The following is a 25,665-nucleotide window of genomic DNA, read 5'->3' on the forward strand; positions in this document are numbered from 1 at the left end:
AATCCTTCTGGCAGATCCAGATACGATTCGCCGAGCTCGCGCATAGTATCAGCGGAAATTGAAGTGTCAAGACCGCGGGTGAGCTCCTGGGAAGCAGTAATACCAGTCTGTTCTTGTGGACCGTTTTCTTCTGCCTCTTTGACCTCGTTGAAGACCGATTCCATCTGGTCGCGGAAGTCACGAGCTGCAGCCTCTGCATCTTCCTCGGAAAGATCACCGCGGCCAATCAGCTCATCGGTGTACTTCTGACGCACGGAATCGCGGTTACCGATGCGCTCATACATCAGTGGCTGGGTCATCGATGGGTCATCGGCTTCGTTGTGGCCACGCAGACGGTAGCAGATCAAGTCGATGAACACGTCTTTGCCGAAGCGACGACGGTACTCGGTAGCCAATTGACCAACCCAGACCACAGCTTCTGGGTCATCACCATTGACGTGGAAGACTGGGCAATCAAAGCCCTTAGCCAAGTCCGTGGAGTACAGGGTGGAACGGCCCGAGTCTGGGGTGGTGGTGAAACCAACCTGGTTGTTGACAACGACGTGGATGGAACCGCCGACGTTGTAGGCATCCAAGCCCATCAAGTTGATGGTCTCTTGGACGATGCCAAGCCCAGCAAACGAGGCGTCACCATGGAGTAACAGCGGGACGACGCGCTTGTCGTGGTTGCCTTCGACGCGATCGAGGATGTCCTGCTTCGCGCGAGAGATACCGATGACGACAGGGTTGACGGCCTCGAGGTGAGATGGGTTCGCGGTCAGCGTGACCTTAATTTCGCCATCGCCGAACATCTGCAGATGCTCGCCTTCGGCGCCAAGGTGGTACTTAACGTCACCAGAACCGCCGGCCTGGCCACCCTTGTAGTTGCCGTCGAATTCGTTGAAGACTTCTGCCAGTGGCTTGCCGACGATATTGAACAAAACGTTCAAACGACCACGGTGCGGCATGCCGATGACGACCTCGTCAAGGTTTTGACCTGCGGCCGTATCGATCACCGAGTCCATCAGCGGAATCAGTGCCTCAGCGCCCTCAAGGGAGAAGCGCTTTTGACCGACGTACTTGGTCTGCAGGAAGTTTTCGAATGCTTCGGCAGCGTTGACCTTCTGCAGGATGTATTTTTGCTCTGCATTGGTTGGCTTTGGCATACCGGCTTCGAGGGAATCACGCAGCCATTCGCGCTCATCACGATCCATGATGTGGCTGAATTCAGAACCAACCTTGAGCGTGTAGGCAGCGCGCAAACGCGACAGAACCTCACGCAAGGTCATGGATTCTTTGCCACCGAATCCACCGACGTGGAAGGTGCGATCCAGATCCCACAGGGTGAGGCCATGGGTGCGGATATCCAAATCTCGGTGATCTGGGGAAGGCAGGCCGGGCTGCTTCCAGCGCAAAGGGTTGGTGTCGGCAATGAGGTGGCCGCGGGAGCGGTAAGCCTCGATGAGGTTCATGACGCGGGTGGATTTATCGATTCCGGTATTCGGAATGTCCTGTGCCCAGCGCATTGGCTCATATGGGATCTGAAGGTCGGTAAACAGCTCGTCCCAGAAGACGTCGTCGACAAGCAACTGCGACATGGTGCGCAGGAACTCGCCGGACTCTGCGCCCTGGATTACGCGGTGGTCATAAGTAGAAGTCAGCGTGACTAGACGGCCGACGCCGAGCTCTGCCAGGCGATCCGAAGAAGCACCAGCGAATTCTGCTGGGTAGTCCATCGAACCGACACCAATGATGGTGCCCAAGCCCTTAGTCAGGCGGGCAATCGAGTGGCGGGTACCAATACCACCTGGGTTAGTCAGGTTAATTGTTGCGCCCTGGAAATCAGCGGCGGTCAACTTGTTCTTGCGGGAACGTGCGACGATGTCGTCGTAGGCCTCGATGAACTCTGCGAAGTTCTTGTCTTGGGCCTTTTTCAGCGCGGCAACGACCAACGCACGGGAACCATCTTTCTGTGGCAAGTCGATTGCCAGGCCCAGGTTGATGTCTTCCGGATAAACAACGGTGGGCTTCTTGCCGTCGACGAGCTCGTAGCGCACGTTCATGTCTGGGTGCTTCTGCGTGGCCTTTACCAGTGCATAGCCAATGATGTGGGTGAACGAAATCTTGCCACCGCGAGTGCGCTTCAGATGCTCGTTGATCAGGGAACGATTTTCCCACATCAATTTGACGGGAATGTCACGCACGGAGGTTGCGGTTGGAATCTCTAGGGATTCGTCCATGTTCTTGGCAATTGCCTTAAACATGCCCTTGAGAGCCTTCGACTCGCCGCCCTCATAATCCGGCAGCTCATCTAGTGGCGAAGGTGCCTTCTTTGGAGCCTTCGGCGCTACGCCAGGCTTAGACACATTCGATTTAGCCTGTGCTTTTTTAGCCGACTCATCAACAACGGATTCGCGCTGCGACTGTTTATGGGCCAACGTTTTCTGTGTTGGAGGAGCAATATCTGCGGCTTCTTTGCCAGATTGCTTGCGAGCGGCGCTAGTGGACTTCGCAGCCTTGTTGGAACCGGACGCTGCGTTAGCAGAATCGGTTGCTGCAGCGACGTCGGATGGTGCGCCGTGCTTGTCAAATAATTCGCGCCATTCTTTATCCACTGATTGCGGATCTTTCTTGTACTCCTGGTACAACTCATCCGCCAACCAGGTGCTCAAGCCGAAGGGATTGTTAGTGCTCACGGCAGGTGCTCGCCTCTTTCCGTTGATTTGCGTGCATTAATTTTATCTGCGCTGAATCTGTCTTGTTCAAGCTTCAATCAAGCTTAATAGACAGTTTGCATTCATTCTACGCGCTTATGTCGCTGGTTTCGGCACGTGATATTCCTCGGGGTGGTTACTAATCTGGAATGTTATGGATGAATCGTCATATCTGACGGCGGACTATCCCCGCGTGCACATTGCAAGTGGGGAAATTCAAGGCGAAATTATCAGCGATGGTGGAATTGCAACCTGGAAGGGCGTGCCATTTGGGGCGCCTACAGGCGGTGCCACGAGGTTTCAACGCCCCAAACCAGTCCGACCGTGGTTGGGGGTTCTCGACTGTACGCGGTATCAATCACCGGCACCGCAGCCGAATTATGGTCTTAACGATCGACTGATTGGTGACGAAGACTGCCTGCACCTCGATATCGTCCGGCCCCACACCGCAGAAAAGTTACCGGTGGTTGTGTATTTCCATGGCGGTTCGTTCTTGATGGGGGCCAGCCACCAAAATATGCTGCGCGGGCACCGGTTAGCTGAAGCGATGAACGTCGTTTACGTTTCGCTGAATTTCCGTCTCGGGGTTTTGGGTTATCTGGATTTACGCAGTCTGGGCGGTGATTGTGTTGCGAACCCAGCGTTGTGGGATCAGGTTTTGGCTCTGCGTTGGATCCAAGAAAATATTGACAAGTTTGGTGGCGATCCAGAATCCGTGACGATTATGGGGGAGTCTGCTGGTGGTGCGGCAGTGCTTGCCTTGATGTGTTCGCCACCTGCACGTGGCTTGTTCCACCGCGCGATCGCGCAGTCGCCGCCGATTGGGCTGATCCATTCTAAGGCGCAGTCCCAATTGTGGGCGCGCCAGTTATTAACTCGTCTCGGGTTGCCGTCGGAAAGCACCGTCGAGGATCTGCGCACGTTGATCGCTGAGGAATTGGTGCGGGCGGGGATGTCGATGATGTGGCGCGCCGGCGAATTGCAGTTTTTGAACTCAACTTTTGGCCCAACTGTGGAGTCGGAATCGTTGCCGGAGCACCCGATGGTCGCATTCCAACATGGTCGACAAGCGCAGGTTCCGCTTATGTTGGGAACGAACCTGGATGAAGCGGGCGTGACCCGGTATTTCTTTCAACGTACGACGCGACGCGCTAAAGCAGGGCGACGCTTGTTGTACCCGTACGATCCGGAACACACCGATACCGTTTTAGAGGCATATGGTGGCGCGCGCACGAGAGCGGAATTTGCTGATTTGGTTACCGATGCCTTGTTTTGGGCGCCGACGGTGCGCATTGCTAGTCACCACAATGAGTACGCGCCGACGTGGATGTATCGATTCGATTTTGCTCCGCAGCTGATGCGCAAACTCGGGATCGGTGCCTCGCATTCGTCTGAATTATCAAATGTTTTTGGCACCCCGGAGGCGTCCAAGACGCGTCTGTTGTCTAAATTAGGCCGGGACGATGAGGCGATGCGGCGACTAACGGACCAGATGCAACGTCACTGGGCGAGTTTTATCAGGTTTGGTGTGCCGGGTAATGACTGGCCACAATATAAACCGCCGACAGAGCAGCATCATTCACGCCCGACGATGATTTTTGATGCGCACTCACACGTGGAATATGACCCGAAGGCAGATAAGCGGCGCGCGTGGAAAGGCTATGATGTTCTGGAATGGGGCGCAGGCCGTCCTGAATTGCTCCGCGATCTGGGATTTCAGGTTGATGAATAAACGGTGTTAATCCACCACGAAGCTTAGTGATACCAAAGTAGGTTTCGACGTAGTAGATTGGCGGACATGAGCTTCTTCGAAGATATTGCGGCCGCACTCGATGCAGATGGCATCGAGTCTCGGGTGAACGATGATGTGCTGTTTGTTCCGATCACCTCGGGCGTGGAAATTCAATTTGTTGAGATCGACCCGGTTTTGCCAGCTGCAAACGTCTATATCGCGGCAGCAGATGTTGACGAAGATCATGATGGCTTCGATGCAGCTTTGGTGTCCGTAGCGTTTTCTGTCGACGATGCCACAGCGATTGTTGCCGAGCATATCGCCACGGACCAGGTTGTGACAGTGTTGCGGGACCTGCTGGAAGGTCGCGACGAGCGGATCTCGGATTTGGAGTTTGAACACCACATCATCGACCCTGGTGTTGTCGTCGCTCACGTCGCTGAAGACTCTCACTTGCGGGTGTCCATCGACCTAGTATCTGGTGTTCCGACCGCAAAACTCTCATTTATCACCTTTGATTCCAAAGCTTTCGCTGCTGCGGAGCTAGAGGATGATGCGCCTGCGGATAATCCAGCTGAACCTTCTGCGGTGGATTCTGACGCTGAGTTGGATTTTGGCGCAGCGTTGGATTTTGACGCTGAAATGGATTTCAATGCAGCGTTGGGATTCGATCCAGAGATGGAACTGGACGAGGCCGTATTCGCGCCTGGCGAACTCATGCATGGCTATGAACCAGAAATTCTGGAGCTCGGCAGTTACACCGATTTTGATCGCTTGTTCGATGTGCTGTCGTTGTGCGCTGAGCAAGCAGAGGATTGGGAAGCACAGCTCAAACCGTGTGAGGGCGGTTTCGAGCTATAAGACTGTTCGGGGCACATGCCGAGGCCGCTAGGCGATAGGCGGTTATGCAGCCTGCGAAAACCCGGCAAAAATTGATGCAGGTGAGTGCACCGGTACGTAATTGGCGTCGACAAGCCAGGCATAGATGCATGCAGTCTCGTGGTCTGCGCTGATTTGATGTACCGCGCTAATCAGGTTTTCTGGCACGACCGCGCGTATCCAGGCTTCTGCGAGAGGAATCGGCGGGGCAGTCCCGGTTGGATCAGTGATGCGAATGCTTACGACATAGGCAGGGGTGCGTTGTTCTCCATAGCCGCGGACACGGGATTGTACTAAGCGGCCAACCCGGTAGCGCGAGATAGCGGCTGTGAGCATTCGATGTTTGCCCACCTTTAGGTGTGCTAGTGGCGGGCGCCAATTAGCCATGGGGCGGGCCAAAGAGCGTGGGTGATGCAGAATGCTGCCTATGGTTGCGAGCTGTTTTCCCTCACTTCTGCGGATTTCTGTCAAGATTTCGTGGGTGGTACGGGTGCTGCGAGTTACTTGTTGTCTAGTCATGGTGTGCACGTTAATTTTCGCGGTGCACACCCACCGATTTTTATTCGAACCTGATTTCGAAAATGAATGCTGGGTGCGAACCTTTCGTGAAGACATGGGCCGTCAACTAGGAGTAGGCTCGCAAGAACTATGCCTATTGATCGCCCCGGTTCTCATCCCCAGGAGATAGATAACTCGCCGTACGAGTCGCAAACATCACCCGGCAAGCCAAAAGGGGTGGACCAGCTAGAAAAGCCGCGTATTCCGAAAGAAATTTGGGTGCTCGTGGTGGCGTTCTTTTTGGTTGCCTTGGGGTATGGCTTGATTGCGCCGTTACTTCCACAGTTCGTGGTGAGCTTTGATGTCAGCATGGCGGCAGCAGGTGCTGTGATCTCGATTTTTTCTGTATCTCGTTTGATTTTTGCAACCGGGGCCGGCATGCTCGCTGACAAACTTGGGGTGCGCCGCGTCTATATCACAGGTCTACTTCTCGTGGCTATTAATACTGGATTGATTTCCATCGCCCAGGAATACTGGCAGATCCTCGTGCTGCGTTTTTTGGCTGGAATCGGCTCGACCATGTTTACCGTGTCGGCCATGGGGTTGATCGTGAAATTAGCCCCTCCCGCGATTCGCGGTAAATGCTCGGCGACGTATGCCACGAGTTTCTTGTTGGGCAGCATTCTCGGTCCATTGGTGGGATCAGCATTGGCCTTTTTGGGCTTTCGCTGGCCATTTTTCATCTATGGAATTGGTTTATGTGCAGCGGCAATCGTCGTGTGGGTCATGATGCCGAAAACGAATGCAGCAGCTGACAATGCGACCGAGAATAAGAAATTTACCTACGGTGAGGCATGGCGTGATTCTGCTTTCCGCAGCGTGCTGGTGTCGAATTTTGCGCATGGCTGGGTAAATATGGGCGTGCGTGTTGCGGTGATTCCGCTGTTTACAGCCGCAGTGTTTATTGATGACACCGCAGCCGCCGGGTACGCGCTCGCAGCCTATGCTGCAGGTAATGCCGTCGTACTGCAGTTTTCCGGCCGTTTGGCAGACCGGATCGGACGCAAACCACTGATCATGACGGGGTTTGCAGCGAGTGCACTGTGCGTTGGTCTCTACGGCACAGCTGAGATCTTGTGGATGCTGCTATTGCTATCCGCCCTGAGTGGAGCGGCCGCTGGAATCGCGGTGCCCGCGCAACAGGCAACGCTTGCCGACGTTATCGGTAACGACCGTTCCGGCGGAAAAGTTCTCGCAGGTTTCCAGATGTCTATGGATCTGGGAATGATTTTTGGTCCACTCACGATCGGTGCAGTCGCGGATAATTGGGGATTCAACTGGGCATTTCTTGCCAGTGCAGCCGTCGCGTTGCTGGCAGTTCTCGCGTGGATTCCGGGACGGGAAACCTTGCACACCCGGGATACCAACGTGCGGGAAATGCCAGCGGAGAACGAGGCAAAATAAGAGCCGGAGATCCTGAGAGCAGGGCGTCCTAAAACGCTCGCCACAGCTATTGCGGAAAACCCAGGGTTCAGCTTATTTTTGCAACTTGGCGTGCTCGTTGATCATGTCGTCGAGAAGCCGAGCTGCAACTCGGGCGGTGCGACCATCCACGTCGTAGTACGGGTTCATTTCGGCTATATCCACCAAGCGTAGCTTGCCCGTGGCTGCCAAGGCCTTGCACATTGCGCGCATCGGCTCAATACCAATGCCAACGGTGCAGGGCGAGGAGACACCCGGCGCAACAGCAGGGGAAATGGCATCCAAGTCGATCGTCACGTACAGATCGTCGTGAACATCAGAAATCTCTAGTGCCCGCTCGGCGGCCTCGCGGGGAGTCATGTTGTGGATTTCGTCGTCAAGCACAATCTTGGTGCCCAACTCTTTGGCAAAGTTAAACAACTTACCAGTGTTATCTGCAGTAGAAACACCAATCACGGAGTAATCGAAATCGTCTCCCACCAGCTCGGCTACCTGGGTGAACGGGGTGCCGTGAGTGGGGATCTCAGTCTGGCGGAGGTCAAGGTGGCCGTCGAAATTCACGATAGAAATGGGGCGTTGCAGGGCTTTGTGTAGACCGAGATAGCTGGCATAACCAACTTCGTGGGAGCCTCCGAGAACGACCGGCAAGTGGCCTGCGTTCACTAGGTCTTTGATACGTTCGGACAGTTCTTCCTGTGCACCTTCCATGTCGGTGCCATTGACCGTGACTGTGCCAGCATCGTAGCGCGGCAGATCATTGTGCACCGGCAGATTTGCGAGTGCTTCACGCAGCACGTGAGGGCCTTCAGCTGCTCCATGGCGACAACCATTACGGCGGGCGCCTTCATCACATGCAAAGCCCAGAACGGCCGCGCCGGGCTTTTCTTGCACGTTATCGATGACAGAGTGCCAGCGGTAGAACTCCGGGCTGTCGCCATCGTGGCGACCATCCCAGTGGTGTGGTGTGCGGGAAACGGGTGAATGAGAAGTCATGGCACCAGTATAGGGGAAATCTAATGTGTGCTAGTTCACTGTGACGAGAAAAGTGAAGATAAAACGGCGCTAAAATGGTGTTTTAAGCGCTGCTGCCGTAGTGTATGTCAGGCAATGAGCATTACCGATTACGCCACCGGCGGCGACAACGAGCCGGATAATTTCAGTCAGTCTCCATCGACTACGTCGGAATCTCAGGAAAATTCGCAAGGCAAAATTACGGCTACCACTGATGCCGTTGCCGAGAGTGGCGAAACTTCTGAGCACACCGACGCTGAAGAACAATCTTCAGCCAATGACAGTCCTCAGGGTTTTTCCAACCTCGATCTACCCACCCCAGTGGTAGATGCGGTCAAAGCCGTAGGTTTTGAAAAACCATCACCGATTCAAGAACAAACCATCCCGATTCTCATGCAAGGTAGGGACGTGGTGGGCCTCGCCCAAACAGGTACCGGCAAAACCGCTGCCTTCGCGCTGCCCGTCTTGGCCCAATTGGACCCCAACGAGCGCTTCCCGCAAGCCTTGGTTTTGGCGCCGACCCGTGAACTGGCACTGCAGGTCGCAGACAGCTTCGAATCATTCGCCAAACATCTCGGCGGAATTGAAGTTTTGCCAATCTACGGTGGCCAAGCCTACGGCATCCAGCTGGCAGGCCTGCGGCGTGGCGCACAGATCATCGTTGGCACCCCGGGCCGAGTTATCGACCACCTGGAAAAGGGCAGCCTGGACATTTCGAAGCTGCGCTATCTCGTGCTGGACGAAGCCGACGAGATGCTCAACATGGGCTTCCAGGAAGACGTTGAGCGCATCTTGGCGGACACGCCAGATGAAAAGCAAGTTGCGCTGTTCTCGGCGACGATGCCTAACGGTATCCGCCGCCTGTCCAAGCAATACCTCAACGATCCTGCCGAAGTGACTGTGAAGTCACAGGCGCGCACGAACGAAAACATCACCCAGCGTTTCCTCTTCACGCAGCACCGCGCGAAATTTGATGCATTCGTCCGCATCCTCGAAGTCATCGATTACGACGGCATGATCGTGTTCACGCGCACCAAGCACGAAACCGAAGAAGTAGCGGAAAAACTCCGTGCCGCAGGCTACAGTGCTGCAGCCATCAATGGTGACATCGCGCAGAACCAGCGTGAGCGCACCGTGGAACAGCTGAAATCTGGCCGTTTGGACATTCTGGTTGCTACCGACGTGGCAGCACGAGGTTTGGATGTCGAGCGCATTTCGCACGTGATCAATTTCGACATTCCGGGCGATACCGAATCCTACGTACACCGAATTGGCCGCACCGCTCGTGCAGGACGCAGTGGTGAGGCGATCTTGTTCGTCACGCCACGCGAGCGTCGTATGCTGCGCTCCATCGAGAAAGTCACCAAGGCTACCTTGCAGGAAATGCAGTTGCCGACGGTCGACGAAGTCAACGAAGTTCGTAAGAAGAACTTCGCGCAGGGCATCACCGAAGCACTCGGTGCGAAGGACAAAGACTTTTTCCGCACCATGGTGCGCGAGTACTCGCAGAATAATGATGTTGCCATGGACGATATCGCTGCAGCTCTCGCGGTGAAGCTGCAAGGTGACAAGGAATTCCTGCTCAAAGAGCAGCCAGTCGACAAGCGCAAAGAGCGTTTCAACGACAAGCGCGGCGGACGCGATTTTGATGACCGCGGTGGACGCGGCGGTCGGGACCGCGGTGGCCGTGGTGGCCGTGGCGGTCGCGACGAAAACTTCCAGCCGTATCGCTTGGCCGTTGGCAAACGCCAGAATGTTCGCCCAGGTTCGATCGTCGGTGCCTTGGCTAATGAAGGCGGTTTGAGTAGCAAAGACTTCGGCCGCATCAATATTGGCGCAGAGCACACGATTGTCGAGTTGCCGAAGAACCTGGATCCTGCTGTTTTGGACCGTCTATCCGATACCCGCATTTCGGGAGAACTCATCAAGATCCGCAAGGATCACGGAGCTCCAGGACGGGGCGGATTCCAAGGTGGCGGCGGTGGCCGCCAAAGCAAGGGTGGCCGCAAAGGCGGCGGAAAATTCCGTCGTTAGCCTCAATCGCTGAGCTTCCCGGCTGCTATGGCTGGGGGAGCTAGAAATAAAGCCCTGGGTCTAAGGATTAGAAATCCTCAGACCCAGGGCTTTAGCGCTGTGCAGCCGCGTTTTAGATAAACATCAGAATTAAGACGATGACCCAGACGAGGTTGAAAATGCCGGCAAACATCGCCAGCTGCTTTTTCATCTTCGCCCAGTTTTCTACTTTGTCGTCTTCTGGTGAGGCTTCGCTTTCTGGCAACATGCCTAATGCGCCCAATGCGGTGCGCTGGCGGGGGACAATGACCACCAGAAGGATGACCCAGGCGATAATTGCTAGCAAGATTGAGGCATGGAATTTACCTTGGGTGCCGTAGGAATCCATATCGGTCAAAAATACGATAAGCCCCAGTAATGGCACGAGTGCGGAGAGGAAACCGTAGGTTTTAGTAACGCGATAAAGTACTGCGGCTGCGCCTTTGGCCGTTGCGGTACCAGATTTTGCCTCCACAATTTGTGCAGGGAAAGCCGAAGTGGCCACCATAATTGGTCCGATAAACAGCACTGCGGCAGCGATGTGTAATACAAGCATCAAATCAGTCATGAAAAATCCTTTTAGGTAGACAAATTGAGTCGGCGAACAAAAAGCTCCTCATGCGATTTTACCAGTGCCTTAGCCGATGACCAGGCCGTGAAGAAGGCGGCATGAAGCGCGCATCTGTTGTAGATCTTGTTGCGGGAGTGGCAACTGATAGCTCGCAGCAACCACAGCGATTCTGCGTGCGTACCAGCAATGAGCTGATGTATCGGAAGGCATCCATTGCGCTGGCAGTGCATCCGATTTTTCCCGGTTCGCGCTTGAAGCAGTCGCGACCAAATTTCTCCCGTCGTTGGCGAATTCTTTGCGACGTTCTTCTGTCCAGGAATGTGCTCCTAAATCCCAGGCTGCAGAGAGCGGAAAAATGTGGTCAATATCTACATGCTGCGCTGATTCTGCAATGGTGATGGACTCTCCCGCGTATTCATCCCAAATCTCTATATTGGCAATCTCGCACGCTTCCTGTGTGACCGGAGCCGGAAGCTGTGGTGAGTTGGTGGCGCCAGCAAGTAGCACGGATTCTCGTGTGCTGCAGACTCCTTGGTTGCCCCATCCGCGCCCAAATCGTTCACGCTTATAGCCCGGAATTTTTTGGCGTTGCGGAGTTGTAATCAGTTGCGGTTCTAGTTCACCCCAGGTGGGAATTGTGTTCTTGCCGTCGTACGTCGTGGGGAATAGTCGTGGCCAGAGGGTGAAGATCGCAGCGCAGATAGTTGCGATACAAAGTAGGTAGAGATAGCCCCGGAAAAGCCAAGCGCTATGTAATGAACTCTTCAGTAATCTTTTCTCAGTCCCGCCTGTGTACAGTTCTGCGTCGATGCTCGATGCCGAATATTGCGCCATGTCGCATTAGACTGCGCCCACTGCCTGGTGGTTCCGCAGACAGTGGGCGCAAGTAAAACTTCAGTGATATTGAGCCGTCCGGGTGTCGTAGTATGTACTCGACTGTGCGTCGACTAATTGAGCTTGTTCGCCGCCTGGGTGAAATCGAGGTCGTCGTCGCTGGCGACCGTGTCCAACTTGGCAGCTTTGTCGAATTCCTCCTGAATCTCCGTGCTCGGCTCCTTGGTCGCCAACGTGACCACCACGAGTGCAATCGTAAAAGCAATGAAGCCTGGGACCATTTCGTAGATGGGCTCGCCAAACCAGGTGCCCCAGATGATCGAGACGACGGCACCGGTGATCATTCCTGCGATTGCGCCTGGTGCGTTGAGACGCTTCCAGTAGAGTGCGAACAATACCAGCGGACCGAACGCTGAACCGAAACCTGCCCAGGCGAAACCGACCAGACCTAAAATCGTATCGCTGGGGTAGATTGCGAGCAGGGCGCCGATGACAGCGATTCCGACCACTGCAGTACGGGAAAGATTGATGAGCACGAATTGCGAAGGGCGCTTTTTCGCAAACCCCATGTAAATATCCTCGATCAAGGAAGACGACAAGATCAACAACTGGGAAGACATCGTCGACATAATCGCGGCCAGCACGGCGGTGAGCACCAGTCCTGCTGGTAGTGGGTGGAACATGACACGTGCTATGTCCAAGAAGACGGTCTCGAAGGCGTCTTGGTCGGTAATACTGTGGCCGGTTTGCGTGAAAAAGACTGTGGCAATCAATGCAACGAACGTGGCACCCGCATAGCAGATAGCGAGCCAGAATACGCCATAGTTACGTGAGGACCGTGCGTCGGCCGGGGATTTTAGCGCCATGAAACGCACAATGCTGGGGCAGACATAAAAGCCCCCGTGGTGAGGAATCCTCAGCACGGGGGCTGGCGAAGTACTACCGATTACCTCAGTAGAGATAAACGCTGGTACGAAGCTGGAAGCTTACTTCTTGACCTTGTCTGCGGCCTCGTCGAAGTCGAGTTCTTCGTTCTCGGTCGCGATGTCGGTCAGCTTGGCTGCCTGATCGAACTGCTTCTTGACCTTGGTCTCAGGCTCCTTGGTAGCAAGGGTAACCAGTACCAGGACGATCGTTGCTGCGGCGAAGCCTGGAACAATCTCGTAGATGATGTCGGAGAACCATACACCCCACACGGTGGAGACGATGGCACCGGTGGCCATACCAGCGATGGCACCTGGCGCGTTCAGGCGCTTCCAGTACAGCGAGAACAGAACGACTGGACCGAAGGCGGAGCCGAAGCCTGCCCAGGCGAAGCCGACGAGTCCCAGGATGGAGTCGCTTGGGTTGACGGCCAGAACGGCAGCCAAGACAGCGACGGCAACGACGCAAGTACGGGAGAGGTTGATCAGAACCTGCTCTGCTGGCTTGCGCTTGGTGAACATCTTGTACAGGTCCTCGATCAGGGAAGAGGAGACAGCCAGTAGCTGGGAGGACATGGTGGACATGATCGCTGCCAAGACTGCGGTCAAAACCAAACCAGCGATCAGTGGGTGGAACATGACGCGAGCCATGTCCAAGAAGACCGTCTCGAAGGAATCCTGGTCGGTAATCATGTTGCCAGTCTGGGTGAAGAATACGGTAGCGACCAGTGCAACGAATACTGCACCGATAACGCAGAGTGCCATCCAGCTGATACCCCAGAAGCGGCCTGCACGGGCGTCGGTGGAGTTACGCAGTGCCATGAAGCGCACGATGATGTGTGGCTGGCCGAAGTAACCCAAGCCCCAGGCGAAGTTACCGACGATAGCGGCGACTGCGGCAGCGGAACCAACGTTGAACAGGTTGAAGAAGTCTGGGTTAGCTTCAACAACGCCGTCTGTTCCGTAGTTGTTGTCAGCAGCAAAGCTGAAGATATCGGAGCCGTTGTCCAGGGAGAAAAATGCCATAACGGGCACGATCATCAGGGATAGGAACATGATGATGCCCTGGACGGTGTCGGTGTAGGACACGGCCAAGAAGCCGCCGATAAAGGTGTAGGCAACGGTGATGGCTGCGACGATGAGCAAGCCGATGAGGTAGTCACCGTCGAAGGTGGACTCGAAGTAGCGACCACCGGCAACCATGCCGGAGGAAACGTAGAACGTAAAGAAGAAGATAATGATCGCCGCGGACAGCACGCGCAGAACGCGGGATTTGTCTGCGAGACGGTTCTCGAAGAAGGATGGAACCGTAATCGAGTCATCGGCGATTTCGGAGTAAGCACGTAGGCGAGGGGCAACTACCTTCCAGTTGACCCATGCACCGATTGTCAAGCCGATAGCGATCCAGAGTTCAACCATTCCCGATGCGAAAAGGGCACCCGGAAGTCCCATGAGTAGCCAACCGGACATATCTGATGCACCGGCGGAAAGCGCGGCCACGAATGGCGGCAAACCACGGCCTGCGAGGACGTAGTCGTCATATTGATCTGTTTGCTTGTAGCTCCAGTAGCCAATCGCGAGCATCCCAAACATGTAGATGATGATCGCGATGACAAACCAGGTTGATTCAGTCACCGTTTCTCCTCGTTAGTAGATATCTTGCGCGCTGTAGTTGCACGCCTTATTTCTTGCACTGCCCGGAGGTAGTGACCCGGGCTCTACAATTTGTCGAGCCTTAATTACCACTTGAAAACACAGCGACCTGCTGGCTGCTTGTGCCATCGCAAATACCTCATCGGTGCTCGCTTCGGCCAACCTGCACAGCAAAAACGACTGGTTTTAGTGGACCAATGCTTTACCGTAGTGAGAATCCGCAGCTCACCCAAACGTCTCCTGTAAAAATTTCAGGAAAATATCAGGCTTTTTAGGCTCTTAGCAGGGAACTTTGCGAAATGTAACAGAATGATAACAATTGAATTCCAGCCTTGATATGAACTGGTAGTCTATCCTTTATGTCTTCGTTCCGTCTGCATGGTCTGTGGCTTCCAGTTTCCGGATTGAGCTTATGGATCGAAAAAGTTGAGGGACGCAAAATTATTTTACCAGAACAGGTGCCAGCTGGAACTTTTCCACCCATCGTGGAATCTTTGTTGAGCCGCCGAAGCTTTCGTAACAGGGCACGTATCTCTCTGCGCACGCCCAAAGGCAAAGATGTTTCGTTGATGGTGCCGATGGGGCTTTTTGCCCCGGAAGATTCTGTGAAAATTCTGAGTGAATTAGAATTTCTAGACTCGGCTAGCCCGGCCGCAACGGAAGAGCAACGCAATTCGATTGCTCCAGACCTGTATTGGCTTATTCGCATGTACACGGGAATGACTCAATTTGTTCGTGCGGGGCGAGTGACCATACGTCTTAGTTATCAAGCTGGTGAATGGTATCCGCAATGGCATTTGGCAACGGGGCTCGCGGAACGCGGCTGGCTCAGTGAGATGATCGCTGCCTGTCCTGGCATCTTGACGGTCAATAACCGGGATCTTGCCGACGAATTGTCGCATCATCTGGTGCACTGGATTACGATTGCGCAGCTGCAATCTCTGGCCAGCCAGACGCGGCCCTACCCGTGGCATGATTTTTCTCAATCATTACTGCAGGCGAAACCGATTCGTCGCGGCAAAGGCACATTGTTGCGCGGATTAAATGAATGGAATGATTCAATAACCTCAGTAGATCTGCAATTGGTTATTATCGTTAACGAGCCGCCAGATGAACCAAACGCGCAGTGGGCGATTCGCGTGCAAGTGCGATCTGGTACTGATTCTCCGCAGCCGATTCGCATCGATCAACTCGACCAATCTAGCGTAGAGTTATTGCGCAAATCTCAGCGCGAAGCCATAAAGGTGTCGCCAATTCTAGAACCGAACTTGGATCCGGTCGAACGGGAGCGTCGTCGAGAAGAAGACCCTGCTGCTGGGGATTGGGATGTCTACGTTGACACCGCGAGCATCGTTGATTTTGTAAGCGAAGACATTAAGAAATTGCGCGCTGCAGGTTTTACAGTGATGCTGCCACGGGCATGGTCGCACATGGAAACCACAGCCCGGCTAGATACCCGGGAGATTAACGAAAAAGCCAATACCTCCCAGTTGGGGATGGACAAGCTTGTGCAATATAACTGGCGCTTGTCTGTCGGTGGACACGAGCTTAGCGACGAGGAAATGTCCGAGTTAGTGAACTCAAAATCTGGGTTGATCAAGCTCCGCGGAAACTGGGTGATGGCAGACACACAGGCGCTGAGCAAAATTAGTGATTACATGGGGCAGTTGTCGGAAACTGCATCCAAACGAGCGAAAAAGCGCATGGAAAAAGCTGCTCGCTTGGCCGAAATGGCCCGACTTGCCGGTTCTGCGGATGCTGAAGAACTCGCTGCAGAAGCAGAAAACCTTCGGCAGACTTATAACGACACCGTGCGTAAAGGGCAGGGCGTTGACGGGGCCGCGGGAGAATTCGCGCAGGAAGTGACAGTCGGGGACCTACGCGAGCTGGCTTTGCAGTCGACGGCTGATGAGCCCATCGAATTTACTGGCTCGAGCTGGCACACCAGCTTGCTCGGAGGCATGGAAACCAAAGCGCCTCAGCGCATCGACGTTCCCGCGACCGTGCACGCTGAACTTCGGGAATATCAACGCCGCGGCGTGGACTGGATGTATTGGATGTCGCGCAATAACCTCGGGGCCGTGCTTGCCGACGATATGGGGTTGGGCAAAACGCTGCAGCTCTTAACGTTGACCGCAATTGAGAAACAACGCGATCATATTTCCGCACCGACACTGGTGGTTGCCCCGACCTCGGTGGTTGGTAACTGGGCACGCGAAGCCGCGAAATTCGTCCCTAGTCTGCGGGTATTAGTCCATCATGGCAGCAACCGGGCGACCGGCGAGCAGTTTCTTCGTCGAGTTGCCGAATATGATTTCGTCATCACTTCGTATGGCACGGTTAGCCGTGATTTTTCTGTGTTGGGGCGCATAGAATGGGATAGGGTGGTGCTTGATGAAGCACAGGCGATCAAGAATTCGTCGACCCGTGCGTCGAAAAGCGTGCGCTCTCTGCCATCCCGCCACCGCATCGCATTGACCGGTACTCCGGTAGAAAATCGTCTCTCTGAAATGCGTTCGATCGTGGATTTCACGAACCCTGGTGTGCTAGGCTCAGCGAGTTTTTTCCGTCACCATTTCGCGAAGCCAATTGAACGCAATAACGATGAGGTTTTGACGGAACGTCTGCGCAGGCTCACAGCACCGTTTATTTTGCGACGCCTCAAAACGGATCCGGCGATCATTGACGATTTGCCGGAAAAAACCGAAGAAGTCCTCACCGTGACGCTCAGCGATGAGCAGGCTGCATTGTATAAGGCGTTGGTTGATGACGTGCAACGGCAGTTGGAACAAAAGAACGAAGGTATTGCGCGTCGTGGCTTGGTGCTTGCGAGTTTGACGCGAATGAAACAGATTTGTAACCACCCGGCGCACTATCTTGGAGACGGTTCACCGATCACGATTAAAGGGCATCACCGCTCGGGTAAAATCGAAAAACTTATGGAATTGGTGGAACATGCTGTCCACTCTGGTCAGCGGATGCTGATTTTTACCCAATACCGTGCGTTTGGCGAGATTCTGCAGCCGTATTTGAGTGACCAGCTCGAGCAGGATGTGCCATTTTTGCATGGTGGAGTCCCGCAACAAAAGCGCGATAAATTGGTGAGTGATTTCCAGGCTGCGGATGGGCCGACAGTGATGATTTTGTCGTTGAAGGCCGGTGGCACTGGTCTAAACCTGACCGCTGCTTCCATCGTCGTGCACATGGACCGTTGGTGGAACCCCGCGGTGGAAAATCAGGCGACCGACCGTGCATTCCGCATCGGGCAACGTCGTAACGTGGCTGTTTATAAGATGATCAGCGCGGGAACGATGGAAGAATCAATCCAAGATATTCTGGACGGCAAAACTCATTTGGCTGGAGCGATCGTCGGTGAAGGCGAAGGCTGGATCACGGAACTGGATCCGCAGCAATTGACAGAATTAATGAGTTATCGCGAACAGTAACTAGTGAGGCTATGAACGATAAGCGCAGGCACAGCGACCGAACCCGTGGGTTAAAGAACTCCGCAGATGATAACGTCATTTATGCGAATTTCGGGGCCCGGAAACGCGTCGACAAGCCCGTGGATCACGAGGCTGAGCGGATTAAGCTGGTGCGCTCGCGTCCGTTGCAAGGCTCGGCCGGGTTAGAGTTGCGCCGCATGGTGCAGGAAAATGCCGATGATGGACGATATCAACGCGGGATAGATTATGCGCGCAGTGGGCATGTCGTCGACATTGAAATTCGCAATGGAGCTGCACATGGACAAATAGCCGGCTCACAGAATCAGCCATTTGCTGCGCTCATTCAGCTGCCACCACGGTCGATTGATGAGCTGAACCAAATAGGGCGGATTCTTGCCGAGACTGCCGGAGCGATGGAGCGAATTCGCGCTGGTGAACTTTCCGACGAGTTGTTGGAAATCTTGTTGGCTGCCGAAGCAGACGATTTACGCTGCTATTGCGATTGCCCGGATAGTGCATGGATCTGCAAGCACCTGGTGGCGTTTTCGGAAGAGCTCGCTGCGAAATTGGATGCGGATCCAGCGGCGGTTTTCCGTTTGCGGGGTATTGAACTTTCTCAGCTCGAACGTATGATCGCTTCTTCTGCTGATGATGTTGCCCGGCAAGCCACCAATGAAGGCGCAGAAAATTTTTGGACAGGACGCGAACTACCCGCGGTGCCGAACCCAAAAATTGCTCCGGCCATTGATGATGCAGACCCGGACCTGTTGCGCAAGGCGCTGCGTGCCGTCAGTCATACAAACCTTGATTTACTGCGAGCGATCTCAGATATCGAAGATATGTACCATCATCTTAGTCATGGAAAATAAGCGTGTGAACCGCCTATGCTAGTAATGGGCTTGTGAATGATTCCGGCACAGCACACACTCTAAAATTCCTCCATACCTCTGATTTTCAGTTGGGTATGCACCGGCGATTTCTCAGCACCGACGCAGCGGCACGCTTTGAAGACTCACGATTGACAGCTATCGAAAAACTTGGTGATCTCGCAGCATCCCATGGTTGTGAGTTCATCGTGGTCGCTGGTGATGTTTTCGATGATAATTCGCTGGAACGCCGCACGCTTAGTCGTGCCTTAGAAACGATGGAATCTTTGCCAGTTCCGGTCTACCTGCTGCCCGGGAACCATGATCCCTTGGTGGCGGATTCCATCTTTTTCCGTGCGAGTGAATTCTCTAATATCCACGTCATTGCTGATGCAGAACCAATTGCCTTCACAGATTCCGTTGAAATCGTTGGTGCTCCATACCTGGTAAAACAACCAGATCATGATCTGGTTTCTGCGGCAATAGACGGCCTCGAACTTACACAAAATATCAGAGTTCTGGTTGGCCACGGACAAGTGGAATCTTTTGGCGACGATATCAAACCCGACCTGATTGATCTTCCACGCGTGGAACAAGCCTTAGCGGCCGGGACCATAGATTATTTGGCATTGGGCGATACCCACTCCACGGCTTCGCTTGGGACTAGCGGGAAAGTGTGGTTTTCCGGGGCGCCGGAGACGACGGATTTTCATAAGCTTGCTGATTGGGGATTTGGCACCGATGGCGGCGAAACCGATTCTGGCAATGCTTTAGTAGTCACAGTGCGTAAGCCTTTACGCGAGGGTGAGTTCACCCAGGTCGACGTCGATAAGCATGCGGTAGGCCAATGGCAATTCCACGCGCTATACCCGGAACTGGACGATGCGGCCGCGCTCGACGCGTTTATAGCCCACTTGCGCTCGTACGCAGATAAGCGTCGAACCGTCGTCAAATATTATTTGCGTGGTGCGCTCAATTTAACCGACACCATGCGTTTAGAAGGCGAATTGGCTGAGTTGCGACCGAGCTTCGCTGCTCTGTATGAGTCACAATCTTCACCTGGGTTGAGCTTGCGACCCGCCGACGATGAGCTAGCGACCCTCGATGTACACGGCTATGTGCGCGATGCTTTGGATGAGCTGCTGGCCGACGCCGATTCGGATGCTGTCTCGCGTGATGCCGCGCACTTGTTGTTCCGATTGACTAAGGAGGCTCGCCGATGATGCGCATTCATGGAATTAAACTGCACAATGTTCGCGCGATTCGTCAGCTTGAGCTGCGTGATCTACCAGAAACCGGAGTGGTGGTCATTCACGGCGACAATGAGGCCGGAAAATCCACCATCATGGATGCTATCCATGCCTGCCTTAATATTCCCCATAGCTCGAATAAGCAAGAAATCAGAGCACTGATTCCTGCTGATTCCGATCAATGGCCTGAGATTTGGCTGGATCTTGAAATCGGACCGCACCGAGTGGAGATCTATAAACAGTTTTCGACTTCCGCGAGCAGTAAAAAATGCGAATTGAGATTTCCGAGCTCGGCTCGAGCAACCCTACGTAATCGGGAAGCTGATAATGAGCTAGCAGCGATAATCGCAGAACACCTTGACAGCGATTTGCTCAACGCTCTTTTCGTGCGTCAAGGCAAGCTCGACCACACCTTGGAAGCCGCCGGCATCACCAGCGTCGAGACTGCACTGCATGCAGCTGACGGTGGAATAGCTACTGGTGGAGATATGGCAAGCGTTGAAGCGAATCGCAGTGTCGCGCATACAGCCGCGGACACCAGCACGGCCGATCGGAGCCAGGATGAGTCGGCTCTGCTTGCAGCTGTCAATGAAGAATACAAACGTTATTACACAGAAAAAACCGCGAAACCAGCGAAAGAGCTCAAAACCGCTGAGGACAAGCTCGCGGAAGCCGAAGTAGCCTGTGCAGAACGACAAGCAAAGGTGGACGCGCTAGCATCCCACGTCAGCGAATATGAAGAACTCACCCGGAGCGAAAAAGCTGCGACCGCTGAAATTACCGCTGCCGAACAAGAGCTTGTCTCTGCACAACAACACAAAGACAATGCGCAATCGGTACAAGAACGCTACGACGACGCCGTGGAGAAGGTACGCGAGGCAGAAAAACAGAAAAACCTCGAATCAGGGCTGTTAGCTGAACGCTCCGAATTGCTTGAAGATCTCAAGCAAGCAACTAAACGCCAGGACGAAATAGCTCGACAGCTTGCGGACGCAGAGCACAGCGAGCGACGTGAGAACGAAGAAATCTCACGGCTGCAAGAGAAAAAACAAGCGCTGGCTGCCGACGTGCGCCACCAGTTGTCGCGCCATAAAGCTGCCCGTAAAGCGGCGCAACGTCGGCATGATGAGCAGCGGATAAGCGAATTGCGTGAACTGACCGAAAAAGCTGCGATGATTGATGCGGATATCACTGCGGCACGCGAAAAACTGGCAGAGCTGCCGGCTTTTATCGACCAAAGTGCGTGGAATAGCCTTCGGCAGGCGCACGATGAGGTAGTCGTTGAACAGAAACTTGCCGAAGCCCAAGCCGCGCGTCTGGACTTGCAGGCTGATTCGCCGCACACCGTCACAGTCGATGATGGTGCGACGGTACGTACGCTGAGTCTTGGTGAAGTTGATGAGGCAGAAAACCCCAGTGTCGCGCTGAGCGACGGCATGCGGTTGAGTTTCGGTGGCATCACCGCGGTTTATCGCAGTGCGAACCGGGAAGCGCGGGAAGCAGATTCGGCGTTATCTGCTGTAGAAAAAGCCCGTTTGCATCGTGACGAGCTCTTGCAACACTTGAACTGCCGCGATTTCGACCACGCTAAACAGGTATTCGTGCGGGGGAGTGAAATTGCTGAGGAGATCGCCGCATTAGAAAATCAACGTGCTGGCGTGGTCGGGGATCGCGATTTAGACAGTCTCGGGCAAGAGCTGACCCGTCTGCGTGAAACTCTCAACGACGAGACTAACGACGAGACTTCCGAGAATGAAACAGATCTACTGCAAAAGGACGTCGATTCAGCGGATGCTGTCGAGTTGAGCCAACTATCAGCTGCCGAGCTTGCGGACGAAGTATCAGCCGCAGAGAGCGCAGAAGATGCTGCACGGCAGAAGTTAGAAGAAGTGATTGGCGAACTAGCTGCCTTTGATGCCCGTCCTGCCCAGCGGGAAGCGCTGCTTTTGCGTGAACGCTATGGTGCGGCTGCTGAACACGTTGCGGAAGTTCAAGCTAAGGTAGCTGCGCGTGCTGACGATGAGGCGATGGAGAAACTACGTGAGAAAGTCGAGCTAGCCAACTTGCACTGGCAGCGAGCAATTCGTGACCGTGATGACGCCTTGCGGGCAGTAGAAGAAGTTGATGTGCAATCGGCAGTGCAGCAATGGGAAGGCGCGAAGGCCCATCGTGCGCATTTATATGACACAGTGCACAATGCCAAGAACCGGAAACTGGAATTGAGCTCGTATATCGACGCAGCTACCGGTGCTGCTGAGCGGCTGCATAAAGCAGAATCCCAACTGGCACATCACAAAGCCGAATATGCATTGATCCTGCGGCGCGCTCGCGCTGTCGCGCGTCTGCGTGAGAGTTTGCTTGCGCATCGCGATGCTGCACGGCAGCGCTATATGGCACCATTCGCTCGTGAATTGGAACGGTTCGCCAAAGTCGTATTCGATCAGTCCGTCAGTTTTGAGTTGGATGAGAACTTGGTGATTTCGAAACGCGTGATTGGTGATACGGCACTCGCGACAGATCAGTTATCGGGTGGTGCTCAGGAACAGCTTGCATTACTCGTGCGTTTTGCTGTTGCAGCGTTGACAGCTCGAGGTGCGCATAATCGGGATGACGGAGACTCACAGCAGCCGCTAATTCCTGTACCGGTGATGGTCGATGATGCGCTGGGATCGACGGATAGTCGGCGCTTAAGGCTTATGGCGACATTATTTAGTCAGATCGCTCGTCAAACTCAGGTATTCGTATTGACGTGCATGCCTGAGCGTTATTCCCGGGTGGTGGGGGCACAGAATTATTCCATGCGTCAGCTCACCGCAGAGCCAGGCAAAATCTGACTTGTCAACAAAATTGGTTAGAATTACAACCATGTCAGAATCAGTACGTTGGCTCGATGAAGACGAACAAGACCTGTGGAGGACGATCTTGCAGGCTAATCGCAAGATCAGTCGCGTCTTAGATGAGACGCTGCTCAATGCCAGTGGTCTTTCTACCGCCGAATATGGAGTGCTTGTAGTCCTGTCGGAAGCACCAGATCAGTGCCTGCGCTTGTGCGCTTTGTGCGATGAATTGATGTGGGATCGCTCCCGTACCTCGCATCAAATCACGCGTATGGAAAAGCGTGGCTTGTTGCGGAAAGAACGATTCAGCGGCGACGGCCGTGGTGTCAGTGTGTTGCTGACGGACGAGGGCATGCAGCGGCTGAAAAAAGCGGTACCGGATCACGTCGAATCCGTTCGCAGGCTAATTTTTGACCATTTGCATACCGAAGATGTTCCGAGCATCCGGCGATTCATGAATGCTGTGCTGGCTGTCGACAATATTCCAGGTATTGAAGGCATCGACGGCTGTACACCAAAGCGTCCGAGCTAAGCACACCTTCTCGCGAGACACACCGACAAATATCTGATGGTGTATCTCGCTGAGATAAAGAAAAAATTGTGCCCCCGAAAGGGTTCGAACCTTCGACCTTCGGTACCGGAAACCGACGCTCTAATCCGCTGAGCTACGGGGGCAGGATGCGGAAATTACCGCGACCTAAATACTAACATCTTCTTCTGAATTGCTAATAATTACCAGGTCGTGACAATAAACTCCGCCGGTGGTGAGCATGCAGCATGCGTGCAACTGTGCCTAGCGCCCCCTTATTGATCGAAGAATCCGGGGGCGTCGGCTTGCTCTGGGGTTTTCCCGCTGCGTAGATAATCAATGACGATATCGTCGACGGCTTTGTTCCCGTTGCCAACGTGACCGTGACCCGGACCATGAACCGTAACGACGTGAGCGTTCATGACGTCAGCAAGTGCCTGATGGTCGGAGTAGACGGTTTGCGGGTCACCAGTTGCGCTGATTTGCAATGGTTGTACGTCCAGTTGGCTGCCATCTAAGTGAGCAACACCGGTGACCGGCTCGGTGCCGTTACACGTATGGCCGGAAGCCATGCCATAAGCGCTGGCAGTGGGAATGTCTCCGACGATATAGTTCGCCCACAGGTATTCCGGCAGTAGAGCTGGGTTCGGCGGGGTGATGTTCTCGTTGCAGACTAGCAGTTGTTGCATCGCTGTTGTGACGGTTTGGATCTCTACAACCTTTTGGATTTCTTCTTCGGAAAGATTATCCGGGCTGCCGAGATCAGCGACGATGTCCTTGCTTCCGTTGAGGTGCTTGGCGAGTTTGTCCCATTGTCGAGGCTGTGGAACCATGTGCTGGGTTAATTTGGCCGTTGGTGAGTTATTTAGGCTTGCGCCAGGGTTGAGAGCTGAGCGCGTCAGATGCTCCAGCTGGGCCGCACCCTGCCCGGTGGCATTGATGATTTCGGTTCCGATTGCCCCAGACCAATCGAGTCCTGGTGGAAGGTCGCCGATCTGGGCAGCCGGTGGCACGTTGGTGGGATTAACGCCGGACTCTTGTAAGATTTTGCGCGACCAGGCGTTATAAACAGCCAGCGGCGTCGTTCCCAGGCCGTAGACGTCGTCGCGGTCTGCGATATAGGTGAAGAAATCTGTGTAGGCGGCGTCGAAACCCTGTTTTTGCTGTGCGAGTACTCCACCCCAGGAGACATACGGGTTCATTGCAGAATCCAGCACGAGGCGATCTGTGTGCTGCGGATAGGCGCTGGCATAGGCTGAACCCAGGTAGGTGCCGTAGGACAATCCGAGAATGGAAATTTTGTCGTAGCCAAGGGCCTCGCGCACCCAGTCCCAGTCATGGGCGGTGTTTTGCGTGGTCAAAGAATCGGTATAACCCGGCGTAGAATTCTCGCAGGCATCTTTCCAAAAACCGCCCGGCCGGGTCAACGGATTGTTGGCGATGGGGTTATTCGGCTCTGTACATTTGACTGGCGTAGAGCCTGTTAATCCGCGGGGTTGCACGGCGATACGATCCCATTGCTGGGTGATACCGTCGGGCCATTCAAACATATCGCCCGCGAAATAAGAATAGCCGTCACCGCTGGGGCCACCTGGGTTTCCGAACAGGGCACCGCGAGAGCTTCCAGTGGCTTTTTGGCGCACGAAGCCTACCGAGATCGTGCCTGCTTCTGGATTATCGTGATAGGTCGGAACATCTATGCGACCGCACTCTGCAGTCTTGTCGACGACCTGTTCCGGGCAGTCCTCCCAGGTGATGTGTGCATTATGTGCCGGATGTTCGGGCGTAGCAGCGTTGGCCTGCAATGGCTGGAACAGGGCAGTGGCGGCACCAAGACAGGCGATGCTAGCAATTGTGGTGCGGCTGTGTCGTGATTGCGGTGTATAGCGCACTGGTAGTTCCTTCCAAGCGGTAACCAAAGTGAAAATAATAGTCTCAAGTGATGCTAGTGGGCTTGCTTGACGAAGTGGCGTCGCAACGCCCAAATTTGCCGAATGCCTGTTTCGGGGCGGCTTTCCCGTTCTATTAGACTAAACAGCTATGACCCCAGCTGATCTTTCCCAATTAATTAAAGACACCGCGACCACGGTAATGAACGAACGCGATTTGGATGCTTCGGTTCTGCCAGAAACAGTTACGGTAGAGCGTCCACGAAATCCAGAACATGGCGACTATGCCAGCAATATCGCGCTGCAGGTTGCAAAAAAGGCTGGTGCAAACCCACGTGAGTTTGCGACCTGGTTGGCGCAAGCGTTAGCCGCTCATGCTGCGATTGCCGAGGCAGATATTGCTGGGCCGGGATTTTTGAATATTCGTCTTGCTGCCGATGCACAGGGTGAAATCGTCGCCAAGGTTTTGCGGGAAAGCAATGACTTCGGTACTTCGGACAGTTTGCGTGGACTACGTATC

At 54.3% G+C, this 25,665-nt stretch carries 16 protein-coding genes, 1 tRNA gene and 2 pseudogenes; 10 read left to right on the forward strand and 9 right to left on the reverse strand.

Going from position 1 to position 25,665, the window contains the following annotated elements; translation table 11 throughout:
- On the reverse strand, positions 1-2,675 hold a 2,675-nt coding region (locus RCH87_RS04865), incomplete at its 3' end, for a multifunctional oxoglutarate decarboxylase/oxoglutarate dehydrogenase thiamine pyrophosphate-binding subunit/dihydrolipoyllysine-residue succinyltransferase subunit (protein ID WP_306515608.1).
- Between the two features lie 172 nt (positions 2,676-2,847).
- Here RCH87_RS04865 and RCH87_RS04870 point away from each other — a divergent pair.
- Together RCH87_RS04870 and RCH87_RS04875 are read left to right on the forward strand one after the other, a co-directional pair.
- Positions 2,848-4,425 (forward strand): carboxylesterase/lipase family protein, encoded by a 1,578-nt coding sequence (locus RCH87_RS04870; RefSeq protein ID WP_306515609.1) that lies wholly within the window; start codon positions 2,848-2,850, stop codon positions 4,423-4,425.
- A gap of 66 nt (positions 4,426-4,491) precedes the next feature.
- The gene (locus tag RCH87_RS04875) at positions 4,492-5,286 is read left to right on the forward strand and encodes a hypothetical protein (protein ID WP_306515610.1); all 795 of its coding nucleotides are present in this window, start codon (positions 4,492-4,494) and stop codon (positions 5,284-5,286) included.
- Between the two features lie 42 nt (positions 5,287-5,328).
- Here RCH87_RS04875 and RCH87_RS04880 read toward each other — a convergent pair whose 3' ends face one another.
- The gene (locus RCH87_RS04880) at positions 5,329-5,640 is read right to left on the reverse strand and encodes a hypothetical protein (RefSeq protein WP_306515611.1); all 312 of its coding nucleotides are present in this window, start codon (positions 5,638-5,640) and stop codon (positions 5,329-5,331) included.
- Between the two features lie 312 nt (positions 5,641-5,952).
- Between RCH87_RS04880 and RCH87_RS04885 the strand changes: the two genes are divergently transcribed.
- Positions 5,953-7,266 carry an MFS transporter gene (locus RCH87_RS04885; RefSeq protein WP_306515612.1) on the forward strand — a complete coding sequence of 438 codons (1,314 nt, stop codon included), beginning with the start codon at positions 5,953-5,955 and terminating at the stop codon, positions 7,264-7,266.
- 72 nt (positions 7,267-7,338) lie between these two features.
- Here the strand turns inward: RCH87_RS04885 and hutG are convergent, their stop codons facing one another.
- Positions 7,339-8,277 carry a formimidoylglutamase gene (hutG, locus tag RCH87_RS04890; protein ID WP_306515613.1) on the reverse strand — a complete coding sequence of 313 codons (939 nt, stop codon included), beginning with the start codon at positions 8,275-8,277 and terminating at the stop codon, positions 7,339-7,341.
- 114 nt (positions 8,278-8,391) lie between these two features.
- On the opposite strand from hutG, the gene RCH87_RS04895 reads away from it, so the two are divergent.
- Entirely contained in the window at positions 8,392-10,329 is a 1,938-nt protein-coding gene (locus tag RCH87_RS04895) for a DEAD/DEAH box helicase (RefSeq protein ID WP_306515614.1), read from the forward strand.
- Positions 10,330-10,441: 112 nt separating this feature from the next.
- Here RCH87_RS04895 and RCH87_RS04900 read toward each other — a convergent pair whose 3' ends face one another.
- The 4 genes and pseudogenes from RCH87_RS04900 to putP form a co-directional block, all read right to left on the reverse strand.
- Positions 10,442-10,915 (reverse strand): DUF2269 domain-containing protein, encoded by a 474-nt coding sequence (locus tag RCH87_RS04900; RefSeq protein ID WP_306515615.1) that lies wholly within the window; start codon positions 10,913-10,915, stop codon positions 10,442-10,444.
- 69 nt (positions 10,916-10,984) lie between these two features.
- On the reverse strand, positions 10,985-11,752 hold the full coding sequence (locus RCH87_RS04905) for an HNH endonuclease family protein (RefSeq protein ID WP_306515616.1): 768 nt from the start codon (positions 11,750-11,752) through the stop codon (positions 10,985-10,987).
- Positions 11,753-11,865: 113 nt separating this feature from the next.
- A pseudogene (locus RCH87_RS04910) lies at positions 11,866-12,630 on the reverse strand (sodium:proline symporter); the annotation flags it as partial.
- 108 nt (positions 12,631-12,738) lie between these two features.
- Complete coding sequence (gene putP, locus RCH87_RS04915) at positions 12,739-14,310, reverse strand: sodium/proline symporter PutP (RefSeq protein ID WP_306515617.1); 1,572 nt, start codon at positions 14,308-14,310, stop codon at positions 12,739-12,741.
- 377 nt (positions 14,311-14,687) lie between these two features.
- Between putP and RCH87_RS04920 the strand changes: the two genes are divergently transcribed.
- From RCH87_RS04920 to RCH87_RS04940, 5 genes are read left to right on the forward strand one after another with little or no spacing between them, the layout of a single operon-like run.
- Entirely contained in the window at positions 14,688-17,774 is a 3,087-nt protein-coding gene (locus RCH87_RS04920; RefSeq protein ID WP_306515618.1) for a DEAD/DEAH box helicase, read from the forward strand.
- Between the two features lie 11 nt (positions 17,775-17,785).
- Complete coding sequence (locus tag RCH87_RS04925) at positions 17,786-18,643, forward strand: SWIM zinc finger family protein (protein WP_306515619.1); 858 nt, start codon at positions 17,786-17,788, stop codon at positions 18,641-18,643.
- A gap of 32 nt (positions 18,644-18,675) precedes the next feature.
- Positions 18,676-19,863 carry a metallophosphoesterase gene (locus RCH87_RS04930; protein WP_306515620.1) on the forward strand — a complete coding sequence of 396 codons (1,188 nt, stop codon included), beginning with the start codon at positions 18,676-18,678 and terminating at the stop codon, positions 19,861-19,863.
- Positions 19,860-22,724, forward strand: coding sequence for an AAA family ATPase (locus tag RCH87_RS04935; RefSeq protein ID WP_306515621.1), 2,865 nt, complete (start codon positions 19,860-19,862; stop codon positions 22,722-22,724). The genes RCH87_RS04930 and RCH87_RS04935 overlap by 4 nt, the downstream gene beginning before the upstream one ends.
- Positions 22,725-22,755: 31 nt before the next feature.
- Positions 22,756-23,259, forward strand: a complete 504-nt coding sequence (locus RCH87_RS04940) for a MarR family winged helix-turn-helix transcriptional regulator (RefSeq protein ID WP_306515622.1) — start codon at positions 22,756-22,758, stop codon at positions 23,257-23,259.
- A 69-nt stretch (positions 23,260-23,328) separates the two neighbouring features.
- Here RCH87_RS04940 and RCH87_RS04945 read toward each other — a convergent pair.
- Both RCH87_RS04945 and RCH87_RS04950 read right to left on the reverse strand, forming a co-directional pair.
- A tRNA-Arg gene (locus RCH87_RS04945) sits at positions 23,329-23,402 on the reverse strand.
- Between the two features lie 129 nt (positions 23,403-23,531).
- Positions 23,532-25,148: an alpha/beta hydrolase gene (locus tag RCH87_RS04950; RefSeq protein ID WP_306515623.1), complete on the reverse strand. Its 1,617-nt coding sequence runs from the start codon at positions 25,146-25,148 to the stop codon at positions 23,532-23,534.
- 148 nt (positions 25,149-25,296) lie between these two features.
- Here RCH87_RS04950 and RCH87_RS04955 point away from each other — a divergent pair.
- A pseudogene (locus RCH87_RS04955) lies at positions 25,297-25,665 on the forward strand (arginine--tRNA ligase); the annotation flags it as partial.

It is taken from the genome of Corynebacterium sp. (assembly GCF_030826625.1).
Classification (GTDB): Bacteria; Actinomycetota; Actinomycetes; order Mycobacteriales; family Mycobacteriaceae; genus Corynebacterium.

Coding starts and splice junctions, on each gene's coding strand:
- hutG (WP_306515613.1), bottom strand. CDS start 8,277: ATGACTTCTCATTCACCCGTTTCCCGCACACCACACCACTGGGATGGT.
- RCH87_RS04935 (WP_306515621.1), top strand. CDS start 19,860: ATGATGCGCATTCATGGAATTAAACTGCACAATGTTCGCGCGATTCGT.
- RCH87_RS04880 (WP_306515611.1), bottom strand. CDS start 5,640: ATGCTCACAGCCGCTATCTCGCGCTACCGGGTTGGCCGCTTAGTACAA.
- RCH87_RS04870 (WP_306515609.1), top strand. CDS start 2,848: ATGGATGAATCGTCATATCTGACGGCGGACTATCCCCGCGTGCACATT.
- RCH87_RS04885 (WP_306515612.1), top strand. CDS start 5,953: ATGCCTATTGATCGCCCCGGTTCTCATCCCCAGGAGATAGATAACTCG.
- RCH87_RS04940 (WP_306515622.1), top strand. CDS start 22,756: ATGTCAGAATCAGTACGTTGGCTCGATGAAGACGAACAAGACCTGTGG.
- RCH87_RS04875 (WP_306515610.1), top strand. CDS start 4,492: ATGAGCTTCTTCGAAGATATTGCGGCCGCACTCGATGCAGATGGCATC.
- RCH87_RS04920 (WP_306515618.1), top strand. CDS start 14,688: ATGTCTTCGTTCCGTCTGCATGGTCTGTGGCTTCCAGTTTCCGGATTG.
- RCH87_RS04925 (WP_306515619.1), top strand. CDS start 17,786: ATGAACGATAAGCGCAGGCACAGCGACCGAACCCGTGGGTTAAAGAAC.
- RCH87_RS04895 (WP_306515614.1), top strand. CDS start 8,392: ATGAGCATTACCGATTACGCCACCGGCGGCGACAACGAGCCGGATAAT.
- RCH87_RS04905 (WP_306515616.1), bottom strand. CDS start 11,752: ATGGCGCAATATTCGGCATCGAGCATCGACGCAGAACTGTACACAGGC.
- RCH87_RS04900 (WP_306515615.1), bottom strand. CDS start 10,915: ATGACTGATTTGATGCTTGTATTACACATCGCTGCCGCAGTGCTGTTT.